This window comes from Streptomyces sp. NPDC093111, from assembly GCF_040683955.1.
Lineage (GTDB): Bacteria > Actinomycetota > Actinomycetes > Streptomycetales > Streptomycetaceae > Streptomyces.
On sequence record NZ_JBFBNW010000010.1, the window covers coordinates 304,370 to 324,927 of the forward strand.

At 72.0% G+C, this 20,558-nt stretch carries 14 protein-coding genes; 9 read left to right on the forward strand and 5 right to left on the reverse strand.

Annotation, left to right across the window (positions count from 1 at the left end):
• Window positions 1-94 precede the first annotated feature (94 nt).
• Entirely contained in the window at window positions 95-922 is an 828-nt protein-coding gene (locus AB0Q96_RS19865; protein ID WP_365327111.1) for an enoyl-CoA hydratase family protein, read from the forward strand.
• Window positions 919-3,264, forward strand: a complete 2,346-nt coding sequence (locus AB0Q96_RS19870; RefSeq protein ID WP_365327113.1) for a bifunctional salicylyl-CoA 5-hydroxylase/oxidoreductase — start codon at window positions 919-921, stop codon at window positions 3,262-3,264. The genes AB0Q96_RS19865 and AB0Q96_RS19870 overlap by 4 nt, the downstream gene beginning before the upstream one ends.
• A 15-nt stretch (window positions 3,265-3,279) precedes the next feature.
• Here AB0Q96_RS19870 and AB0Q96_RS19875 read toward each other — a convergent pair whose 3' ends face one another.
• A complete protein-coding gene (locus AB0Q96_RS19875) occupies window positions 3,280-4,113 on the reverse strand; it encodes a PaaX family transcriptional regulator C-terminal domain-containing protein (protein WP_365327115.1) in 834 nt (277 codons plus the stop codon).
• A 43-nt stretch (window positions 4,114-4,156) separates the two neighbouring features.
• Window positions 4,157-5,773, reverse strand: a complete 1,617-nt coding sequence (locus tag AB0Q96_RS19880) for an AMP-binding protein (RefSeq protein WP_365327117.1) — start codon at window positions 5,771-5,773, stop codon at window positions 4,157-4,159.
• Between the two features lie 225 nt (window positions 5,774-5,998).
• On the opposite strand from AB0Q96_RS19880, the gene AB0Q96_RS19885 reads away from it, so the two are divergent.
• The 5 genes from AB0Q96_RS19885 to AB0Q96_RS19905 all read left to right on the forward strand — a co-directional run bounded on the left by AB0Q96_RS19885 (window position 5,999) and on the right by AB0Q96_RS19905 (window position 12,758).
• Window positions 5,999-7,342 (forward strand): acyl-CoA dehydrogenase family protein, encoded by a 1,344-nt coding sequence (locus tag AB0Q96_RS19885; protein WP_365327119.1) that lies wholly within the window; start codon window positions 5,999-6,001, stop codon window positions 7,340-7,342.
• Window positions 7,339-7,737 carry a RidA family protein gene (locus tag AB0Q96_RS19890; RefSeq protein WP_365327121.1) on the forward strand — a complete coding sequence of 133 codons (399 nt, stop codon included), beginning with the start codon at window positions 7,339-7,341 and terminating at the stop codon, window positions 7,735-7,737. Before AB0Q96_RS19885 ends, AB0Q96_RS19890 begins: the two co-directional genes overlap by 4 nt.
• Before the next feature lie 103 nt (window positions 7,738-7,840).
• Window positions 7,841-9,394, forward strand: a complete 1,554-nt coding sequence (locus tag AB0Q96_RS19895) for an MFS transporter (RefSeq protein ID WP_365327122.1) — start codon at window positions 7,841-7,843, stop codon at window positions 9,392-9,394.
• A 162-nt stretch (window positions 9,395-9,556) separates the two neighbouring features.
• On the forward strand, window positions 9,557-11,509 hold the full coding sequence (locus tag AB0Q96_RS19900) for a PA14 domain-containing protein (RefSeq protein WP_365327124.1): 1,953 nt from the start codon (window positions 9,557-9,559) through the stop codon (window positions 11,507-11,509).
• A gap of 190 nt (window positions 11,510-11,699) precedes the next feature.
• Complete coding sequence (locus AB0Q96_RS19905) at window positions 11,700-12,758, forward strand: hypothetical protein (protein ID WP_365327126.1); 1,059 nt, start codon at window positions 11,700-11,702, stop codon at window positions 12,756-12,758.
• 177 nt (window positions 12,759-12,935) lie between these two features.
• Here the strand turns inward: AB0Q96_RS19905 and AB0Q96_RS19910 are convergent, their stop codons facing one another.
• Together AB0Q96_RS19910 and AB0Q96_RS19915 are read right to left on the reverse strand one after the other, a co-directional pair.
• Window positions 12,936-14,465: a UDP-N-acetylglucosamine 1-carboxyvinyltransferase gene (locus AB0Q96_RS19910; RefSeq protein ID WP_351661050.1), complete on the reverse strand. Its 1,530-nt coding sequence runs from the start codon at window positions 14,463-14,465 to the stop codon at window positions 12,936-12,938.
• A gap of 237 nt (window positions 14,466-14,702) precedes the next feature.
• A complete protein-coding gene (locus AB0Q96_RS19915; protein WP_365327128.1) occupies window positions 14,703-15,401 on the reverse strand; it encodes a sigma-70 family RNA polymerase sigma factor in 699 nt (232 codons plus the stop codon).
• A gap of 55 nt (window positions 15,402-15,456) precedes the next feature.
• Between AB0Q96_RS19915 and AB0Q96_RS19920 the strand changes: the two genes are divergently transcribed.
• Complete coding sequence (locus AB0Q96_RS19920) at window positions 15,457-16,389, forward strand: alpha/beta hydrolase (protein WP_365327130.1); 933 nt, start codon at window positions 15,457-15,459, stop codon at window positions 16,387-16,389.
• A gap of 30 nt (window positions 16,390-16,419) precedes the next feature.
• On the opposite strand, the gene AB0Q96_RS19925 is transcribed toward AB0Q96_RS19920, so the two are convergent.
• The gene (locus AB0Q96_RS19925; protein WP_365327132.1) at window positions 16,420-17,361 is read right to left on the reverse strand and encodes a hypothetical protein; all 942 of its coding nucleotides are present in this window, start codon (window positions 17,359-17,361) and stop codon (window positions 16,420-16,422) included.
• A 443-nt stretch (window positions 17,362-17,804) separates the two neighbouring features.
• Here AB0Q96_RS19925 and acnA point away from each other — a divergent pair, with 443 nt between their 5' ends.
• A complete protein-coding gene (acnA, locus tag AB0Q96_RS19930; protein WP_365327133.1) occupies window positions 17,805-20,519 on the forward strand; it encodes an aconitate hydratase AcnA in 2,715 nt (904 codons plus the stop codon).
• Window positions 20,520-20,558 lie beyond the last annotated feature (39 nt).

Here is a 20,558-nt window from a genome sequence, read left to right on the forward strand (position 1 = left end):
TCGCGTACTCGTGACGACAGTCACAACAGGGTGATACCCTCCTTGGGGTGGTGCCGTACCCGTACGCGCGCACAAAAAGGGAGGCCGTCCCGAAATGAGCCCCTTCACCGGCTCCGCGAGCCGCACCGCACGCTGGCGGCACCTGCGCCTCACCGTCGACGGCGGGGTCGCCACGATCACCCTGGCCCGCCCCGAGAAGCTCAACGCCCTCACCTTCGGCGCCTACGCCGACCTGCGCGACCTGCTCGCCGAGCTCTCCCGGGAACGCGCCGTGCGCGCCCTCGTCCTCGGCGGCGAGGGGCGCGGCTTCTGCTCCGGCGGCGACGTCGACGAGATCATCGGCGCCACCCTCTCCATGGACACCGCCCAGCTCCTCGACTTCAACCGGATGACCGGCCAGACCGTCCGCGCCCTGCGCGAATGCCCCTTCCCCGTCATCGCCGCCGTCCACGGCGTCGCCGCCGGCGCCGGCGCGGTCCTCGCCCTCGCCGCCGACTTCCGCGTCGCCGACCCCACCGCCCGCTTCGCCTTCCTCTTCACCCGCGTCGGCCTGTCCGGCGGCGACATGGGCGCCGCCTACCTGCTGCCCCGGGTCGTCGGCCTCGGCCACGCCACCCGCCTCCTCATGCTCGGCGACCCCGTCGGCGCCGCCGAGGCCGAGCGCATCGGCCTGATCAGCGAGCTCACCGAGGAAGGCGCCGCCGACACCCGGGCCGCCGCCCTCGCCCGCCGGCTCGCCGAGGGCCCCGCGCTCGCCCACGCCCAGACCAAGGCGCTGCTCACCGCCGAGCTCGACATGCCGCTGGCCGCCTCCGTCGAGATGGACGCCGCCACACAGGCCCTGCTGATGCACGGCGAGGACTACGCCGAGTTCCACGCCGCCTTCACGGAGAAACGCCCCGCCAAGTGGCGGGGGCGATGACCGTGCCGCCCCGGGACGGCCGTACCGCACCGGGCGGCACCGCTGCGGTACGGCCTGGGGCGCCGAACGGGTCCATACCCGCCCCGTCCCCCGCCCCCCTCCGCGTCGCCGTAGTCGGTGGCGGGCCCGGCGGGCTGTACGCCGCCGCGCTGCTCAAGCGCGGCGACCCCCGGCGCCGGGTCACCGTCTGGGAGCGCAACGCCCCCGACGACACCTTCGGCTTCGGCGTCGTCCTCTCCGACGAGACCCTCGGCGGCATCGAGCACGCCGACCCCGCCGTGTACGCCGAACTCCAGGCCGCCCTCGTCCGCTGGGACGACATCGACATCGCCCACCGGGGCCACCTCCTGACCTCCACCGGCCACGGCTTCGCCGCCCTCGGCCGCCATCGGCTCCTGAAGATCCTGCAGGACCGCTGCGCCGGACTCGGCGTGGAGCTCCGCTTCCGCACCGAGGCCCCGCCGCCCGCCGAACTCGCCGCCGGACACGACCTCGTGATCGGCGCCGACGGCGTGCACAGCCGCACCCGCGAGGCGCACGCCGAGGTCTTCCGGCCCGCGTTCACCACCCACCGCTGCCGCTACGTCTGGCTCGCCGCCGACTTCGCCCTCGACGCCTTCCGCTTCGACATCGCCGAGACCGAGCACGGCGTCATGCAGCTGCACGCCTACCCCTACGACGCCGGCTCCTCCACCGTCATCGTCGAGATGCGCGAGGAGGTCTGGCGGGCCGCCGGCTTCGACGAGCTCGACGAGGCCGAGTCCGCCGCCCGCTGCGCCAAGATCTTCGCCGAGGTCCTGCACGGCCGCGCCCTGCGCGGCAACAACTCCGCCTGGACCGCGTTCCGCACCCTCGTCAACGCCCGCTGGTCCCACGGCAACACCGTCCTGCTCGGCGACGCCGCCCACACCGCGCACTTCTCCATAGGCTCCGGCACCAAACTCGCCGTCGAGGACGCCGTCGCCCTCGCCGCCCACGTCGACAGCCACCCCACCCTCCCCGAGGCGCTCGCCGCGTACGAGGACGAGCGCCGCCCCGTCGTCGAGTCCACCCAGCGCGCCGCCGTCGCGAGCCTGCGCTGGTTCGAGGAGCTCGCCGGCCAACTCGACCGGCCACCGCGCCAGTTCGCGTTCAACCTGCTCACCCGCAGCCGCCGCGTCACCCACGACAACCTGCGCCTGCGCGACCCCGCCTTCACCGCCTCCGTCGAGCGGGAGTTCGGCTGCCCGCCCGGCACCCCGCCGATGTTCACCCCCTTCCGGCTCGGCGGCCTCACCCTGCGCAACCGGGTCGTCGTCTCCCCGATGGACCTGTACGTCGCCGAGGACGGCGTCCCCGGCGACTTCCACCTCGTGCACCTCGGCGCCCGCGCCCTGGGCGGCGCCGGACTCGTCATGACCGAGATGGTCTGCGTGAGCGAACGGGGCCGGATCACCCCCGGCTGCGCGGGCCTGTGGGCCGACGAGCAGGCCGACGCCTGGGCCCGGGTCACCGCCTTCGCGCACACCGCCGCACCCGGCACCGCGATCGGCGTCCAGCTCGGCCACTCCGGCCGCAAGGGCTCCACCCGGCTCATGTGGGAGGGCATCGACCAGCCGCTCCCCAGCGGGAACTGGCCGCTCGTCGCCGCCTCCCCGCTGCCCTACCGGCCCGGCGTCAACCAGCGGCCCCAGGCCCTCGACCGGGCCGGACTCACCGCCGTCCGCGAGGAGTTCACCGCCGCCGCCCGCCGGGCCGCCCGGGCCGGCTTCGACCTCCTCGAACTCCACTGCGCCCACGGCTACCTGCTCTCCGGCTTCCTCTCCCCGCTCACCAACCACCGCACCGACGCCTACGGCGGCGACCTCGCGGGCCGGCTGCGCTACCCGCTCGAAGTCTTCGACGCCGTACGGGAGGTGTGGCCCGCCGACCGGCCCATGACCGTCCGGATCTCCGCCACCGACTGGGCCGACGGCGGCACCACCGCGGACGACGCCGTCGAGATCGCCCGCGCCTTCGCCGCCCACGGCGCCGACGCCCTCGACGTCTCCACCGGCCAGGTCGTCCCCGACGAGCGGCCCGAATACGGGCGCTCCTACCAGACCCCGTACGCCGACCGCATCCGTACCGCCCTCGGCATCCCGGTGATCGCCGTCGGCGCGATCTCCTCCTGGGACGACGTCAACTCCCTGCTCCTGGCCGGCCGCACCGACCTCTGCGCCCTGGCCCGGCCCCACCTCTACGACCCCCACTGGACGCTCCACGCCGCCGCCGAGCAGGGCTACCAGGGGGACGGCGCGCCGTGGCCGGCGCCGTACCGGGCGGGGAGCCGACGCCCACCGACCGGGCGCAAGGACGGCTGACGGCCGGGGAAGGTCTCAGGACTCGTGCGGCGGCCCCTGGGCCGCCCGCGTCACGAACTCCCCGCCCAGCGCGTGCAGCCGCTCGTGCAGCGCCGCGAACACCTCCGCCGAGCGGGTCCCCGGCCAGTTCTCGGGGAGCAGCTCCAGGGGGAGCACCGGGTCGGCGTACGGCAGCCTGCGCCACGAGTCGAGGGCCAGGAGATAGGCCCGGTACGCCTCCTCCGGCGACCCGGGCGCCGCCGACCAGGCCCGCAGCACCGGCTCGTGCGCGTCCAGGAACTCCTCGTGCAGCTTCGCGATGGACGGCAGGTCCCACCAGCGGGCCACCGCCTCGGCCGTCGGGGCGTACCCCAGGTGGTCGCCGCGGAACAGGTCCACGTAACCGGAGAGGTCGAGGCGTTCCAGGGTGTGCCGGGTCTCCTCGTGCAGGCGGGCCGGGGCGATCCACACGCCGGGCGCCGCCGAGCCGAAGCCGAGCCGGGCCAGCCGGGAGCGCAGCAGGTGCCGCTTGTGCCGTTCGGCCTCGGGGACGGAGAAGACGGCCAGCACCCAGCCGTCCGACAGCAGGGGCTCGGTCCGGGCGTAGATGCGGCGGTCGCCGTCGTCCAGGAGCATCCTGGCGTCGTCCGACAGGGCGTACCCGGCGGCGCCGTCCGCCGTCCGGCCCGGCAGCAGCAGGCCGCGCCGCTTCAGCCGGGACACCGACGAGCGCACCGAGGGCGCGTCCACCCCGAGCACGCCGAGGAGCCGGATCAGCTCCGCCACCGGCATCGGCGCGCCGTCCGGCGACCGGCCGTACGCGCCGTACAGGGAGACGATCAGGGAACGCGGGGTGTGCTGCTCGGCCACGTGATCACTCTAGGGGGTGTGGGCGGGTGGGGTGCGGCGCGCGTCACGCCCCGGCGTCCCGCAGCCGGTAGCGCTGCAGTTTGCCGGTCGCCGTGCGGGGGAGCCCGTCCAGGAAGACGATCTCCCGAGGCGACTTGTACGGGGCCAGCCGGGCCCGTACGAAGGCGCGCAGGGCCGCCGCGGTGCTCGCGTCGTGCGGCACGCCGTCGCGCACCACCGCGTACGCCACCACGACCTGGCCCCGCAAAGGGTCCGGGCGGCCCACCACCGCCACCTCCAGGACGTCCGGGTGGGCGGTCAGGACCTCCTCCACCTGGCTGCCGGCGATGTTGTAGCCGGCCGAGATGATCATGTCGTCGGCGCGGGACACGTAGCGGAAGTAGCCGCCCGGCTCGCGGACGTACGTGTCGCCCGTGATGTTCCAGCCCTCCTGCACGTACTCGGTCTGGCGCGGGTCCGCGAGGTAGCGGCAGCCGACCGGGCCGCGCACGGCGAGCAGGCCCTCTTCGCCGTCCGGCAGCTCCCGGCCGTTGCGGCCGACGATCCGGGCCTGCCAGCCCGGCACCGGACGCCCGGTCGTACCCGGGCGTATGTCGCCGTCGGCCGCGGCGATGAAGATGTGCAGCAGCTCCGTCGCCCCGATGCCGTTGATCAGCTTCACCCCGGTCCGCTCGTGCCAGTCCTGCCAGGTGCCGGCCGGCAGGTTCTCGCCCGCGGAGACGCAGCGGCGCAGCGAGCCGAGGTCGTGGTCGCCGAACTCGTCGAGCATCACCCGGTACGCGGTGGGCGCCGTGAACAGGACCGACACCCGGTGCCGGTCGATCGCCGCGAGCAGCTGCTTGGGGCCGGCCTGTTCGAGGAGGACCGCGCACGCCCCGGCCCGCAGGGGGAAGACGACGAGCCCGCCCAGGCCGAAGGTGAAGCCGAGCGGCGGGGAGCCGGCGAAGACGTCGTCCGGCTCCGGGCGCAGGACGTGCGCGGAGAAGGTGTCGGCGACGGCGAGCACGTCCCGGTGGAAGTGCATGCACCCCTTGGGCCGACCGGTGGTGCCGGAGGTGAAGGCGATCAGCGCCACGTCGTCGGCGGCGGTCGGCACGGCCTCGTAGCGGTCCGGCTTGCCGATGGAGAGGGTCAGCAGGTCCTCGGGGCCCTCACCGCCGAACGGGGTGATCCGTAGGCCCGGCACCTCGGCCTTGACCAGCTCGTCCACGGCGCGCACGTCGCACAGGGCATGGCTGCACCGGGCCATCTCGGACATCACGGCGAGCTCCCCGGCCCGCGCCTGCGCGAGGACGGTGACGGCGACCGCGCCCGCCTTCATCACGGCCAGCCAGCAGGCCGCCAGCCAGGGTGTCGTGGGGCCGCGCAGCAGGACCCGGTTGCCGGGGCGTACGCCCAGGTCGTCGGTGAGCACATGGGCGATCCGGTCGACCCGGTCGCGCAGCTGGCCGTACGTCCAGCGGCCGTCCTCGCCGTCGAGGAAGACGGGGCGCTCGGTGCCGAATCGTTCCACTGTGCGGTCGAGCAGTTCGGCTCCGCAGTTGAGCCGGTCGGGATAGGCCAGCTCGGGCAGGTCGAGCAGCAGGCGCGGCCACTGCTCTCCGGGCGGCAGATGGTCGCGGGCGAAGGTGTCCTGGTGGGCCGAGGGCGTCAGCTCCATGCGTCCGTCCCCCTGTCGGGTGGGATCGTCGTGGTGGGGTCGACCGTCGCCCAACGAGCGTATCGTGATGGTGACGACAGTCAACGGTTCGCGATACGTCGGTCTGGGCGGCGCGCTCCGAGTGGCCTCCTCGACCCGGCCGGCCGGGTCCCGGAGACCGCCGGGACGGGCCCGTCCCGGCCGGTCCCGCCGTCGGCGCGCGAGCGCGCCAGAGAGGGCGCCCACATGCCCGCATTCTCGCTCGATCCGGAACAGACCACCTGGTGTGCGCGGCTGCGGACCCTCGCGGCCGAGCGGCTCGTGCCGCTCGCCGAGAAGGGCGAGCCCGGGCGCGTCAACCGGCCCCTCGTGGCCGCCCTGGGCGAGCTCGGCCTGCTCGCCCGGCTCTTCGACTCCGGCGCCCTGGACCTGTGCCTGATGCGCGAGTCCCTCGCCCAGGTCTGCACGGAGGCCGAGACGGCGCTCGCCCTCCAGGGCCTCGGCGCCCACCCCGTCGCCGCCTTCGGCACCCCCGAGCAGCGCGAACGCTGGCTGCCCGAGGTCGTCGCGGGCCGCGCCGTCGCCGCCTTCGCCCTCTCCGAGCCGGACGCCGGCTCCGACGCCGCCGCCCTCGCCCTGCGCGCCGTCCCCGACCCCGCCACCGGCGGCTGGCGGCTGCACGGCGAGAAGCGCTGGATCTCCAACGCGCCCGAAGCGGACTTCATGACGGTGTTCGCCCGTACGGGGGATCTGGACGGGGCGGAGGGCGCGGACGGCCTCCACGGCGCGGGCGGCGCGGATGGCTCGGGCGACTCGTACGGCCCCCACGGCCCAGGCGGCACGAGCCGAGCGAGCCGAACGACGGGAACGAGCGAAACGAGCGGAACGAGCCGAACGAGGGGAGCAGGAGGTGCCCGGGGTGTCACCGCGTTCCTGGTGCCCGCCGACCGGCCCGGGCTCACCGGGGAGCCGCTGGACATGCTCGCCCCGCACGCCATCGGCGGTCTGGCCTTCGACGGCGTCCCCGTCGGGCCCGAGGACCTCCTCGGGGAGCCCGGCCAGGGCTTCCGGGTCGCCATGAACACCCTCAACCTGTTCCGGCCCAGCGTCGGCGCCTTCGCCGTCGGCATGGCCCAGGCGGCCCTCGACTCGACCCTCGCCCACACCGCCGGCCGCCCGGCCTTCGGCGGCGTCCTCGCCGACCTCCAGGCCGTCTCCCACCAGGTCGCCGAGATGGCCACCCGTACCGAGGCCGCCCGGCTGCTCGTCTACGCGGCGGCCGAGGCCCACGACCGGGGCGACCCGGACGTGCCCCGCCGGGCCGCGATGGCCAAGCTGCTCGCCACCGAGACCGCGCAGTACGTGGTCGACGCCGCCGTCCAGCTGCACGGCGCCCGCGCCCTCCAGCGCGGGCACCTCCTCGAACACCTCTACCGGGAGGTGCGGGCGCCGCGCATCTACGAGGGGGCCACCGAGGTGCAGCGCACGATCATCGCGAAGGAGCTCTACCGGCACGCGGCCACGCGTACGGACCCGGACAGCACGGAAACGGCGTCCGCGCGCCGCTCCGGGGCAGGAGTACCCGCATGAGCCTGCACCGCCACAACCCGGCCGACCTCTCCCCGCCCACCGGCTTCAGCCACGCCGTCACGGCCACCGGTTCCCGGTTCGTCTTCCTCGCCGGGCAGACCAGCCTCGACCGCGACGGCAAGGTGACGGGCGAGACGCTGCCCGAGCAGTTCGAGACGGCGCTCGGCAACCTGCTCACGGCGCTCCGGCACGCCGGCGGCTCGCCCGCCGACCTGGCCCGCGTCACGGTGTACGCCACCGACGTCGCCGACTACCGGCTGCACGCCGCCGAACTCGGGCGCATCTGGCACCGGTTGGCGGGCCGCGACTACCCGGCGATGGCCGTGATCGGGGCCGTACGGCTGTGGGACGAGCAGGCGTTGGTGGAGCTCGACGGGTTCGCCGTGCTCCGCTAGCGGACCCGGGCGTAGATCAACTGGTCCCGTGCGGGGGGTGGGCTTAGGGTCGAAAGGTGGACTGACCGGCCCACGGCTGCCTCAGGCGAGGGCGAGATGCCCCATGAGTACCCCCAAGCCGACCACCCCGCAGCAGGGCGTCGCCACGAAGAAGGGCGGCGACGGCAAAGGCATCGCCCTCTTCGTGATCGCCTCCTGCCAGTTGATGGTCGTTCTCGACATCACCATCGTGAACATCGCGCTCCCGCACATCCAGAGCGCGCTGGGCTTCTCCACCACCAGCCTGTCGTGGGTGGTCAACGCCTACACCCTCACCTTCGGCGGTCTGCTGCTCCTCGGCGGCCGTGCCGGTGACATCCTCGGCCGCCGCCGCACCTTCATCTTCGGCGTCCTGCTCTTCGGACTCGCCTCCCTGCTCGGCGGGTTCGCCCAGGCCGAGTGGCAACTGCTCGCCGCCCGCGCCCTCCAGGGCGTCGGCGGTGCCATCGCCTCGCCGACCTCCCTCTCCCTGATCACCACCACCTTCGACGAGGGCCCCGAACGCAACCGTGCCTTCGGCGTGTTCGCGGGCGTCTCGGCGGCCGGCGGCGCGATCGGACTGCTGGCCGGCGGCATCCTCGTCGAATGGCTCAACTGGCGCTGGGTGTTCTTCGTGAACGTGCCCATCGCCCTGCTCATCGCCTTCCTCACGCCCCGGCACGTCAAGGAGTCCGAACGGCACCCCGGGCACTTCGACATCGCCGGCGCGCTCACCTCGACGCTGGGCATGGTGTCGCTGGTGTACGGCTTCATCCGCGCCGCCCAGCAGGGCTGGCGCGACCCGTACACGCTGGCGTCCTTCGGCACCGCCGTCGTCCTGCTCGTCGCCTTCGTCTTCGTGGAGCGGCGCTCGCGGCAGCCGATCACCCCGCTGCACATGTTCGCCGACCGCAACCGGTCCGGCACGTACGGGATCATGCTCTGTCTCGCCGCGGCGATCTTCGGGATGTTCTTCTTCCTCACCCTCTTCGTGCAGAACGTCCTGGGCTTCAGCCCGCTCGAAGCCGGTCTGGCCTTCCTGCCGGTCAGCGTCGTCATCGCGATCCTCGCCGGGATCACCTCCCAGCTGCTGCCCCGCTTCGGGCCGAAACCCTTCATGGTCGTCGGCTCGCTCTGCCTGGCGGCCGGCCTGTCCTGGCTGACCTTCACCAACGTCGACTCGACGTACGTCGGCAGCATCCTCGGCCCGATGCTGGTGCTCAGCGCGGGCATGGGCATGATGTTCGTCTCGCTGACCCTGATGGCCCTCTCCAACGTGGCCCCGTACGAGGCGGGCGCGGCCTCCGGACTCCTCAACGCGACCCAGCAGGTGGGCGGTTCGCTGGGCCTCTCCATCCTGGTGACGGTCTTCGGCACGGCCAGCCGCAACGAGGCCGACACCCAGGTCCCCGCCTTCCTGTCCCAGGCCGGACCGCTGGAGAAGGCCCAGTTCGCCAAGACCGGCCAACTCCCGAAGTCCTTCGCCGACCAGGTCCTCACCAGCGGCGTCACGGCCGGTTTCATCGTCGCGGCGGCCTTCGCGATCGTCTCCTTCCTGATCGCCGTCTTCGCGATCAAGGTCCGCCCCTCCGACATCGAACGCCTCAAGGGCGGCGGCGTGATGCCGGGCGCGGGCTGACCGCCCGCCCGCCCCGTTTTCGTACAACCATGCGATCCCCTCGGCGGTCTTGATCACGAACGGCCACGCCCTCCGGCGCGACCGTCACCGTGACCCTCACCGAGACCCTCACTGAGACCCTCTCCGTGACCCTCGCCGAGACCTAAGGACCGTCAGGAACGCATGAGAACAGCCCGACACACCACGGCGACGGCCGCCGCCGTGGTGCTCGCCGCGGCCGGTGGTCTGCTCACCACCACCGCGACCCCCGCCTCCGCGGCGGTGAGCTGCGCCTCTCCCGCCTACAAGCGGGAGTTCTTCGCCAACACCACCCTCACCGGCACCCCCAAGCGCACCGACTGCGACAGCGCCGTCAACGAGAGCTGGACCGGCGCCCCGGCCTACGGGCTGCCCAAGGACCGCTTCGGCGTCCGCTGGACGGTGACCCGCGACTTCGGCTCCGGCGGTCCGTTCACGCTGCCCTTCGAGACCCGCGACGGCATCCGCGTCTACCTGGACGGCGCCCGCAGGTACGACATCTGGGGCGACTACACCACCATCCAGAAGCGGACCCTGAACCTCACGATCCCCAAGGGCCGCCACACCCTGCGCGTCGACTTCGTCAACTGGACCGGCCCCGCGAACGTGAAGTTCTCGTACGCGCCCCGCACCACGGCCGCCGTCGACAAGGTCAAGCCGCTCACCCCGGCCGGCGCCACCGTCGCGTACGACAAGGCGAGCGGCCGGGCCAAGGTCTCCTGGGCCCGCAACCAGGAGATGGACCTCGCCGGCTACCGCGTCTACCGGCGCCCGGACGGACAGCCCTTCCCGGCCCGGCCGCTCGCGACGACCACCGCGCTCACCTTCACCGACACCCCGCCCGCCACGGGCGGGCGCTTCCTCTACGAGGTCCGCGCCTACGACCGGGCCAACAATGAGGCCCCCGGCACCGCCGACCTCGCCGTCACCACCGCCGACCGCACCCCGCCCGGCGTGCCCGCGGCGGTCACCGCCGCGGTCGCCGCGAACTCGGTGCTCGTGTCCTGGCAGCCGGTCCCCGAAGCCGCCGCCTACCAGGTCCTCCGCTCCGGCACGGCGGACGGCACCTACACCCCGGTCTCCGCCTGGCAGACCACCACCGAGTACCGGGACACGACCGCCGACATCCGGCAGCAGTGGTACTACAAGGTGGCGGCCCGCGACGCCGCCGGCAACGCGTCCGCCCCCTCCGCGCCCGGCACCACCGGCGCGCCGGACACCACGGCCCCCGAACCGGTCACCGCCCTGACGAGCGAGGGCACGACCTCCGGCAACGCCCTCACCTGGACGCCCTCCACCTCGCCCGACACCGTCGGCTACGAGATCCACACGGCCCCGGCCGGCCAGGAGGACCCGGACGGCCCCGACTTCGTGACCGGACCCGCCTTCCAGGACTCCTTCGCCGAGGTCGGCGTCCCGTACGCCTACCGGGTCACCGCCGTCGACGCGTACGGCAACCGCTCGCCCGTCGAAGCGGTGGCCGCCACCCGCCCGGCCCCGGCGGACGTACCGACCCCGACGCTCACCGCGGGCCAGCCGACCGACTCGTACAACCGCGTGACGTTCACCCTCCCGGAGGGCACGCCCACGAGCACGATCTCCGGCTACCGCCTCTACCGCCGCACGGCCGTCCACACCCCCTGGACCGCGGTCGACCTGGTCAACTCCGGCCGCTACGCCACCGACCGCACCGCCCCGCTCGGCCGCTCCTCCTACTACGTGGTCGCCGTGGACCGCGAGGGCCGCGAGGGCACCCCGTCCAACGACACCACCATCGAACGCGCCACCCCCGTCCTCACCACCCCCCTGAGCCCGCCCCGTCTGACCGTCGTCCAGGACGTCCGCATCGCCGTCAAGGTCGACGTCCAGCCGGCCGAGACCGACCTGGGCAAGGGCATCAGCGGCTACACCTGGCGCGCCTCGTGCGCCCCCACCGGCGGCTGGCGAACCACCCCGGCCACGAACGACAAGCCGACCAGAATCGACTTCTACGCCCCCTCCGCGGGCCCCTGCACACTGGAGGTCTACGCCCTGGGCCACTACGGCAGCGGGAGCAGCCTGACGTCGGCGAGCCAGGAGTTCTTCTGGACGCGGTGACCTGACGCGTGCACGCGACGGCCCGCCGGACATGCGTCCGACGGGCCGTCCGGCTTCTCGGAGATCGTTTCACCCCACTCCGGAGCGTTTCGGGACAGCGAGGCCGAATCGGCGTGGTTTCGCGAGGTGCCGGTCATGCGGACCCTGACTACAGGTCACCGGAGTCGGCAGAGCCGAGGGGGAATCCGCAGTGTCTGAGCTGTCGTACGTGCCCGTGCTCCAAGCTCGACCTCATGCGGTGGAGGCGTACGGCTGGCTGCAACCGACCGACCAGCGACACATCGCACCCCTGTGGAACCTGTCACCGAGGCCGGGAGTCGCCGTTCCCGCCCTCGCCGCCGCCCTGGGCAAGGAGCTCCGCTCGGTGAGCCGTGTCCAGCGTCACGGTGCCGCCTGGATCGATGCGCCGTTCGCGGACGAGGTGCAGGCAGCGGTGCTGGCCGATCTGCTGGACGAGTACTGCGTGTACGGAAGGCTCCGACCGGTGACCGGACCGGACCGGTCGCTTCTCCAACAGAGCGCTGCCTTCGCCGCGGCGGCTCGCGGTGGGCGCGGGATCGGGATTCGTGTCCGCGTCACGGGGGAGTGGGACGCCGGGGCGGCAGAAGTCGTGCGCTCCCTGGTGCGACGTGCCGCACCGGAAGTCGACGCGGACCTGCTCCTGGACATGGGCGGTGTGCTCGCGGACCGACCCGACGCGGGCAAGGAGGCCCTTCGGGCCCTCGACGCGCTGTTTCCTCTCACTCCCTGGCGTGATGTCTGCGTACTGAGCGGCGGATTTCCCCGGGTCACCGCGGAGATGTTGGAGCGAGGTCTCTGCGAAGAGCCGCGAGGGGACTGGGAGATGTGGCGCGGCATCGCACAGAGTCGGCGGGCCTACGTTCCTGTGCTGAGGTACGGCGACTACGGGACTCAGCACGCGGACGCGATAGCCGAGGTGCCGAGGCCGCCCGACCAGAAGGGCGGCCCGGACTGGGGATTCCTTCGCTACACGACCGAGCGGGAGTTCGTCCTGTCCAAAGTCCTGCACAAGGGCAGGGAGCGGAGCGAGAAGATCGCGTTCAACCGAGCGGCGGCACGCGAGATCGTCGATCAGCCCGACTTCCGCGGACCCATGGCCGGTGCGGGCGAGACCTGGCTCCGCGACTGCGCCGGAGGGGGCGGGAGCACCGGTGCGTTCGCGAAATGGCTGACGGTGGGCAACGCTCAGCACGTGTCCTACGTCGCCCGCACTCTGCGACAGCACTGAACGTCGGCGAACCATCGCGATGCCCCTACCGGATTCCGAGAGGGAACCGTTCCACGAAGCCCCGACTGCTGTGCCCGTCCCCGGCGAGTGACGCGGAACGCTTCAGCCGGGTGCGACGGATCGAGCCCCATCGCCTTCTCAGGGGGATGGGGCTCGATCCTTCACATAGCAGCTGTCTCAGATGTCCCGGAAGATCTCGATCTGCGCCCCCACCGAGTTGAGGCGCTCCGCGAGCTCCTCGTACCCCCGGTTGATGACGTAGACGTTGCGCAGCACCGAGGTGCCCTCGGCCGCCATCATCGCGAGGAGGACGACCACGGCCGGGCGGAGGGCCGGCGGGCACATCATCTCGGCGGCGCGCCAGCGGGTGGGGCCCTCGACCAGGACGCGGTGGGGGTCCAGGAGCTGGAGGCGGCCGCCGAGGCGGTTGAGGTCGGTGAGGTAGATGGCGCGGTTGTCGTAGACCCAGTCGTGGATCAGGGTCTTGCCCTGGGCCGTGGCCGCGATGGCCGCGAAGAAGGGCACGTTGTCGATGTTGAGGCCCGGGAAGGGCATCGGGTGGATCTTGTCGATCGGCGCCTCCAGTTTGGAGGGGCGGACCGTCAGGTCGACCAGGCGGGTGCGGCCGTTGTCCGCCGCGTACTCGGGCGAGCGGTCGTGGTCGAGGCCCATCTCCTCCAGGACGGCGAGCTCGATCTCCATGAACTCGATCGGGACCCGGCGGATGGTCAGCTCGGACTCCGTGACGACGGCCGCGGCGAGCAGGCTCATCGCCTCGACCGGGTCCTCGGAGGGGGAGTAGTCGACGTCGACGTCGATCTGCGGGACGCCGTGCACGGTCAGCGTGGTCGTGCCGATGCCGTCGACCCGTACGCCCAGCGCCTCCAGGAAGAAGCACAGGTCCTGGACCATGTAGTTGGAGGACGCGTTGCGGATGACGGTCACGCCGTCGTGGCGGGCCGCCGCCAGGAGGGCGTTCTCGGTCACCGTGTCGCCGCGCTCGGTCAGGACGATCGGGCGGTCCGGGGAGACGGACCGCTCCACCTGGGCGTGGTACAGGTTGTCGGTCGCCGTGATGTCGAGGCCGAAGCGGCGCAGCGCGATCATGTGCGGCTCGATCGTGCGGGTGCCGAGGTCGCAGCCGCCGGCGTACGGCAGCTTGAAGCGGTCCAGGCGGTGCAGCAGCGGGCCGAGGAACATGATGATGGAGCGGGTGCGGATCGCCGCCTCGGCGTCGATCGACTCCATGTCCAGCTCGGCCGGCGGCACGATCTCCAGGTCGACGCCCTCGTTGATCCAGCGGGTGCGGACACCGATGGAGTTGAGGACCTCCAGGAGACGGAAGACCTCCTCGATGCGCGCGACCCGGCGCAGCACCGTGCGGCCCTTGTTGAGCAGCGAGGCGCAGAGCAGCGCGACGCACGCGTTCTTGCTCGTCTTGACGTCGATCGCGCCGGAGAGGCGGCGGCGGCCGACGACCCGCAGATGCATCGGGCCGGCGTAACCGAGAGAGACGATCTCGCTGTCGAGCGCCTCGCCGATACGGGCGATCATCTCAAGGCTGATGTTCTGGTTGCCGCGCTCGATCCGGTTGACCGCGCTCTGGCTCGTGCCGAGCGCCTCGGCGAGCTGCGTCTGCGTCCAGCCACGGTGCTGGCGGGCGTCACGGATGAGCTTGCCGATGCGTACGAGGTAGTCGTCTGCCATGCCGTCACGTTATCTCAGATATGAGATGGCGCTCGCGGTGGGGTGGTCCATCAGGGTGACAGGGTGTGCGCAAGAGAGTGACGTGCCGCCCGTGGAGGGGGAGTTCGCGCCCCGACTTCAGGGCGCGCGAGACGCCTTCTCCTCGCTGACGGGTCGTGAAGCCCAACCTCGCCCCACTCTCGTCGATCGTCCCTCTATGTCCTCTTTATGGCAATCGCTCCGCGTCCGTACGGGTCGTCAGCCCGCGTCCCGCAGCCGGACCCGCTGGATCTGGCGCGCCAGCGCCCGCCGCGCCGACGGCGCACCGGCCTCGGCGCCCCCGCCCTCCGGCTCCTGTGTGTCGAGCGCCCTCGCGATCCGGTCGTACGCCTCCCGGTACGCGCCCGGCAGTTCCCTCGCGCGCTCCCGCAGGTCCGCCTCGACCAGGCGGCGCAGGGCGTCCACGTTCTGCGGGGTGAACCGCTTCCGGCCGCGCGCCAGCGCGTGCACCGGCCGCGAGCAGTGGGCCGTGCCGTCCAGCGCCTCCGACAGCTCCTCGGCGAGACCCCACAGGCGCCCTTCGAGCCACGGCGTGTCGTCCCGGTCGAGCGACGCCGGGTCCGCCGCCTCCCCGGCGCGCGGCTTGGACACCTGCTTGGAGACGGCCGGCTGGCTCATTCCCGCCAGTCGCGCGAGCCGGTCCTGCGTCCAGCCGGCGTCGGCGAACACCTGGATCATCTCGGCGCGCGTCCGGCGCATCTCCTCGCCCGCCCGGATGACCTCGTTCATCCCGGCGAAGAGGTCCTCGACCTGTCGCTCGGTCAGGCCGGCGGGTGCCGCGCCGGTGTCCGCGCCGGCTCCCGTATCCGCACCCGCACCCGCGCCCATGCCCGCACCCGCGCTCGTACCCGTACCCGCGCTCGTACCCGTACCCGTGCCGTCGTCCTTGGAGGTCATAACTCAGTTATACCCGTTCTGGACAGCGTCCATAACTCGGTTATATAACGTGGTTATGACCTACGCAGAGGTGCCCTCGTCCCCGCTCCACCACTCCGCCCCCGACGGCACCCGACTGGCCTACCGCCGCCTCACCGGCTCGGATGCCGGCTCGGACGCCGGCCCAGGCGCCGGTGCGGGCTCCCGCTCGGACTCCCGCTCGGACTCCGCCCCCGGCGTCCCGCTCCTCTGCGTCCCCGGCGGTCCCGCCGACTCCGTCTATCTCGGCGACCTCGGCGGGCTCTCCGCCCACCGCCCCCTGGTGATCCCCGACCTGCGCGGCACCGGCCGCTCCGACGTGCCCGCCGACCCCTCCTCGTACCGCTGCGATCGTCTCGTCGAGGATGTCGAGGCGCTCCGCCGCCACCTCGGGCTCGACCGCGTCGACCTGCTCGGCCACTCCGCGGGCGCCAACATCGCCAGCCAGTACGCCGCCCGCTACCCGCACCGTGTCCGGCGGCTCGCCCTGGTCGCCCCCGGGATGCGGGCCGTCGGGGTGGACGTCGCCCCGGAGGTCCGGCGCGAGCTGGCGCTGGCGAGGGCGGGCGAGGCGTGGTTCCCGGGGGCCTTTGCCGCTCTGGAGGCGATCGTCGCGGGGGAGGGGAGCGACTGGGAGGCCATCGCTCCGTTCCTCTACGGGCGCTGGGACGAGGCCGCCCGGCGCCATCACGTCGAGGGGCGGCCGGACAACCCCGAGGCCGTCGCAGGTTTCGGCGCCGACGGCGCCTTCACTCCGGACGCCACCCGCGCGGCGCTCGCCGCCTTCCCCGGTCCGGTCCTCCTGCTCGCCGGGGCCCATGACCTGAACAGCCCGCCGAGCGCTGTGGCGGAGTTCGCCGGCCTCTTCCCCCGGGCCGATCTCACCGTCCAGCCGGGAGCCGGGCACTATCCGTGGCTCGACGACCCGGCGCGGTTCACGGCGCGCCTGGCCGCCTTCCTTTCGGAGTGACGGGAGCCGCGGATCCGCCGGTGGCCAGCGCTACTGGGGGTTGCCGTTGGCGGCGAGGTGGGCGCGCATCTCCATGTAGGCACGCTCGGAGTGGAGGTTGGCCGGGTCGTGCTTGAACCGGAGGTAGTTGTAGAGGACCTTCACGCACTCGTCCCGGGTGGTGTAGGACGCGTCGGAGTCCAGCTCGAGTCCCCCGGTGACCTCCCTCGGCTTCCCGTCGGCCGCCACGTATACCGGGTGCCAGATGAGCTTCACCGCCGGGTTGAGGTCCATGAGCACGCGCAGTTGCGGGACCTCCTGCGAGATGAGGACGCTTTCGGGGTTGAACGAGCGCAGAAAGATGTGGACGGGGCCCTGGGCATGGTTCACGAAGGCTTTGGACAGGACGTTCCACATCGGAGTCTTGAGCATCCAGTCGGAGGTCAAGGTCAGCTTGTCGACCACGCCCCCGAAGGGGGTGGACTCCAGCGGGGTGTGGCCCTTGCCGAGGGCGTAGTCGCTGATCTCCCTGCCGCCCGACCAGAGGGCCAGCGTCGGCGTCTCGACCTTCAGGTAGCGGGCGATGAGCTTCACCAGATTCTGGTACCAGGTGTTCGACGCGCGATGGTCGCGCTGGTCCTGGCGCTTGGCGTGCTTCGCCATGGCCTCGTCGTTGAGCTGCCCCTGTTCGGCGATGCCGCCGAGGATGAGCTGCCAGGCGGCGTCCGTGACGTCGTCGGGGAAGCCCGCCCGAGCCATCGTGTCGCGGAAGGTGCCCCACTCGCCGTGCGCGGTGGGATCGGCGGCATGCCGCCGCGCCTCCTCCCTGACATCCGGTTCTTCCTGGCGCTGCACCCAGCGCGTCACGGCCGCGTTGCCCGCCGTCCGTTGGAGGTCGGCGAGTACGGCGGGGTGCGGCACCTGCCGGGCGGAGTGCCTCGGGGCCGCGCCCTGTGCCTGCCTGCTCGGTGCTGACGTGGCCGTCGGTGACACCGCAGGCGCCCTTGTCTCGTACATGCTTGCCAGCTCTCCAGCTCTCCAGGTCTCCAGGTCGCTGTTCGGTCCCCGGAACCCGAGATTAGGGCCTCCGCGCGGCCCCTGTGAGGGCCGAAAGGGCAGCCGGAAGGGCACGACGCGCATCACGCGACACGAGGGTCGAAGTCCGTCGACATCGCGTGGTCACGCTCCAGCCGGGACGTGCACCCCATGCGCCGCAGCGCCGTGGCCGCCCCGCACATGCCCGGAAGCTGGCATGCCGGGCATGACCGACCGCCGGTGATGTACTAGAGTTATCTCGACATCGAGATATCTGCCGAGGCGCACCGCTGCCGCCAGCCCGGTAAGGGTTACCTAACTTAGCCTTACCTTAGCGGACCCGCGACGTGTACGTGGCGGCAGGATGTGGTGGAACGCGCACATATATGAAGGAGACTGTCGTGTCGGCGAACAGCTTCGACGCCCGCGCCACGCTGCGCGTGGGTGACGAGTCGTACGAGATCTTCAAGCTGGACAAGGTCGAGGGCTCCGCCCGGCTGCCTTACAGCCTGAAGGTTCTCCTGGAGAACCTGCTCCGCACCGAGGACGGCGCGAACATCACCGCCGACCACATCCGGGCGCTCGGCGACTGGGACTCCCAGGCCCAGCCGAGCCAGGAGATCCAGTTCACGCCGGCGCGCGTGATCATGCAGGACTTCACCGGCGTGCCCTGCGTCGTCGACCTCGCCACCATGCGCGAGGCCGTCGCCGCCCTCGGCGGTGACCCGGCGAAGATCAACCCGCTCTCCCCGGCCGAGATGGTCATCGACCACTCCGTCATCGCCGACAAGTTCGGCACCAACGACGCGTTCGCGCAGAACGTCGAGCTGGAGTACGGCCGCAACAAGGAGCGCTACCAGTTCCTGCGCTGGGGCCAGACCGCCTTCGACGACTTCAAGGTCGTCCCGCCGGGCACCGGCATCGTGCACCAGGTGAACATCGAGCACCTGGCCCGCACCGTCATGGTCCGCAACGGCCAGGCGTACCCCGACACCCTCGTCGGCACCGACTCGCACACCACCATGGTCAACGGCCTCGGCGTGCTGGGCTGGGGCGTCGGCGGCATCGAGGCCGAGGCCGCGATGCTGGGCCAGCCGGTCTCCATGCTGATCCCGCGCGTCGTCGGCTTCAAGCTGACCGGCGAGCTGCCCGCCGGCACCACCGCCACCGACCTGGTGCTGACCATCACCGAGATGCTGCGCAAGCACGGCGTCGTCGGCAAGTTCGTCGAGTTCTACGGTGAGGGCGTCGCCGCCACCTCCCTCGCGAACCGCGCCACCATCGGCAACATGTCGCCCGAGTTCGGCTCCACCGCCGCGGTCTTCCCGATCGACGGCGAGACCCTGAGCTACCTCAAGCTCACCGGCCGCTCCGAGCAGCAGGTCGCGCTCGTCGAGGCGTACGCCAAGGAGCAGGGCCTCTGGCTCGACCCGGCCGCCGAGCCCGACTTCTCCGAGAAGCTGGAGCTCGACCTCTCCACGGTCGTCCCGTCGATCGCCGGCCCGAAGCGCCCGCAGGACCGCATCGTCCTCGCGAACGCCGCCGCGCAGTTCGCCCAGGACGTGCGCAACTACGTCGCCACCGCCGACGAGGCGGGCGAGGAGTCCTTCCCGGCCTCCGACGCCCCGGCCGTCAGCAACGGTGTCCCGTCGAACCCGGTCCAGGTGACCGCCCCCGACGGCACCACCTACACGATCGACCACGGCGCCGTCACCGTCGCCGCGATCACCTCCTGCACCAACACGTCGAACCCGTACGTCATGGTCGCCGCCGCGCTCGTCGCGAAGAAGGCCGTGGAGAAGGGCCTGACCCGCAAGCCGTGGGTCAAGACCACCCTCGCCCCGGGCTCGAAGGTCGTCACCGACTACTTCGACAAGGCGGGCCTGACCCCGTACCTCGACAAGGTCGGCTTCAACCTCGTCGGCTACGGCTGCACCACCTGCATCGGCAACTCCGGCCCGCTGCCGGAGGAGGTCTCCAAGGCCGTCAACGAGCACGACCTCGCGGTCACCTCGGTCCTCTCCGGCAACCGGAACTTCGAGGGCCGCATCAACCCCGACGTCAAGATGAACTACCTGGCCTCCCCGCCGCTGGTCGTCGCGTACGCCCTCGCGGGTTCCATGAAGGTGGACATCACCAAGGACGCCCTCGGTGTCGACCAGGACGGCAAGCCGGTCTACCTGGCGGACATCTGGCCCTCCGAGGCCGAGGTCAACGACGTCGTCGCCAACGCCATCGGCGAGGACATGTTCAACAAGTCCTACCAGGACGTCTTCGCGGGCGACGCCCAGTGGCAGGCCCTGTCGATCCCGACCGGCAACACCTTCGAGTGGGACGCCGAGTCCACCTACGTGCGCAAGCCCCCGTACTTCGAGGGCATGACGATGGAGACCACCCCGGTCACCGACATCGCCGGCGCCCGTGTCCTGGCCAAGCTGGGCGACTCGGTCACCACCGACCACATCTCCCCGGCCGGTGCCATCAAGGCCGACACCCCGGCCGGCAAGTACCTCACCGAGCACGGTGTGGAGCGTCGTGACTTCAACTCCTACGGCTCGCGCCGAGGCAACCACGAGGTCATGATCCGCGGCACCTTCGCCAACATCCGCCTGCGCAACCAGATCGCGCCGGGCACCGAGGGCGGCTTCACCCGCGACTTCACCCAGGCCGACGCGCCGGTGTCGTTCATCTACGACGCCTCGCAGAACTACCAGGCCGCCGGCACCCCGCTGGTCATCCTGGGCGGCAAGGAGTACGGCTCCGGCTCGTCCCGCGACTGGGCGGCCAAGGGCACGGCCCTCCTCGGCGTCAAGGCCGTCATCACCGAGTCGTACGAGCGCATCCACCGCTCGAACCTCATCGGCATGGGCGTCCTCCCGCTCCAGTTCCCGGCCGGCCAGACGGCCGACTCGCTCGGCCTGACCGGCGAGGAGACCTTCTCCATCGCCGGCATCACCGAGCTGAACGAGGGCACGACCCCGAGCACGGTCAAGGTCACCACCGACACCGGTGTCGAGTTCGACGCGGTCGTCCGCATCGACACCCCCGGTGAGGCGGACTACTACCGCAACGGCGGCATCATGCAGTACGTGCTGCGCAACCTGATCCGCGGCTAAGGGATCAGACGTAAGGGCCCGTCCCCCAGGGGGACGGGC

Bases quoted from the DNA above. Each gene is read 5' to 3' on its own strand.
- AB0Q96_RS19865 (WP_365327111.1), top strand. From the start codon at position 95: ATGAGCCCCTTCACCGGCTCCGCGAGCCGCACCGCACGCTGGCGGCAC.
- AB0Q96_RS19870 (WP_365327113.1), top strand. From the start codon at position 919: ATGACCGTGCCGCCCCGGGACGGCCGTACCGCACCGGGCGGCACCGCT.
- AB0Q96_RS19880 (WP_365327117.1), bottom strand. From the start codon at position 5,773: ATGGAGCTGACGCCCTCGGCCCACCAGGACACCTTCGCCCGCGACCAT.
- AB0Q96_RS19885 (WP_365327119.1), top strand. From the start codon at position 5,999: ATGCCCGCATTCTCGCTCGATCCGGAACAGACCACCTGGTGTGCGCGG.
- AB0Q96_RS19890 (WP_365327121.1), top strand. From the start codon at position 7,339: ATGAGCCTGCACCGCCACAACCCGGCCGACCTCTCCCCGCCCACCGGC.
- AB0Q96_RS19895 (WP_365327122.1), top strand. From the start codon at position 7,841: ATGAGTACCCCCAAGCCGACCACCCCGCAGCAGGGCGTCGCCACGAAG.
- AB0Q96_RS19900 (WP_365327124.1), top strand. From the start codon at position 9,557: ATGAGAACAGCCCGACACACCACGGCGACGGCCGCCGCCGTGGTGCTC.
- AB0Q96_RS19910 (WP_351661050.1), bottom strand. From the start codon at position 14,465: ATGGCAGACGACTACCTCGTACGCATCGGCAAGCTCATCCGTGACGCC.
- AB0Q96_RS19915 (WP_365327128.1), bottom strand. From the start codon at position 15,401: ATGACCTCCAAGGACGACGGCACGGGTACGGGTACGAGCGCGGGTACG.
- AB0Q96_RS19920 (WP_365327130.1), top strand. From the start codon at position 15,457: ATGACCTACGCAGAGGTGCCCTCGTCCCCGCTCCACCACTCCGCCCCC.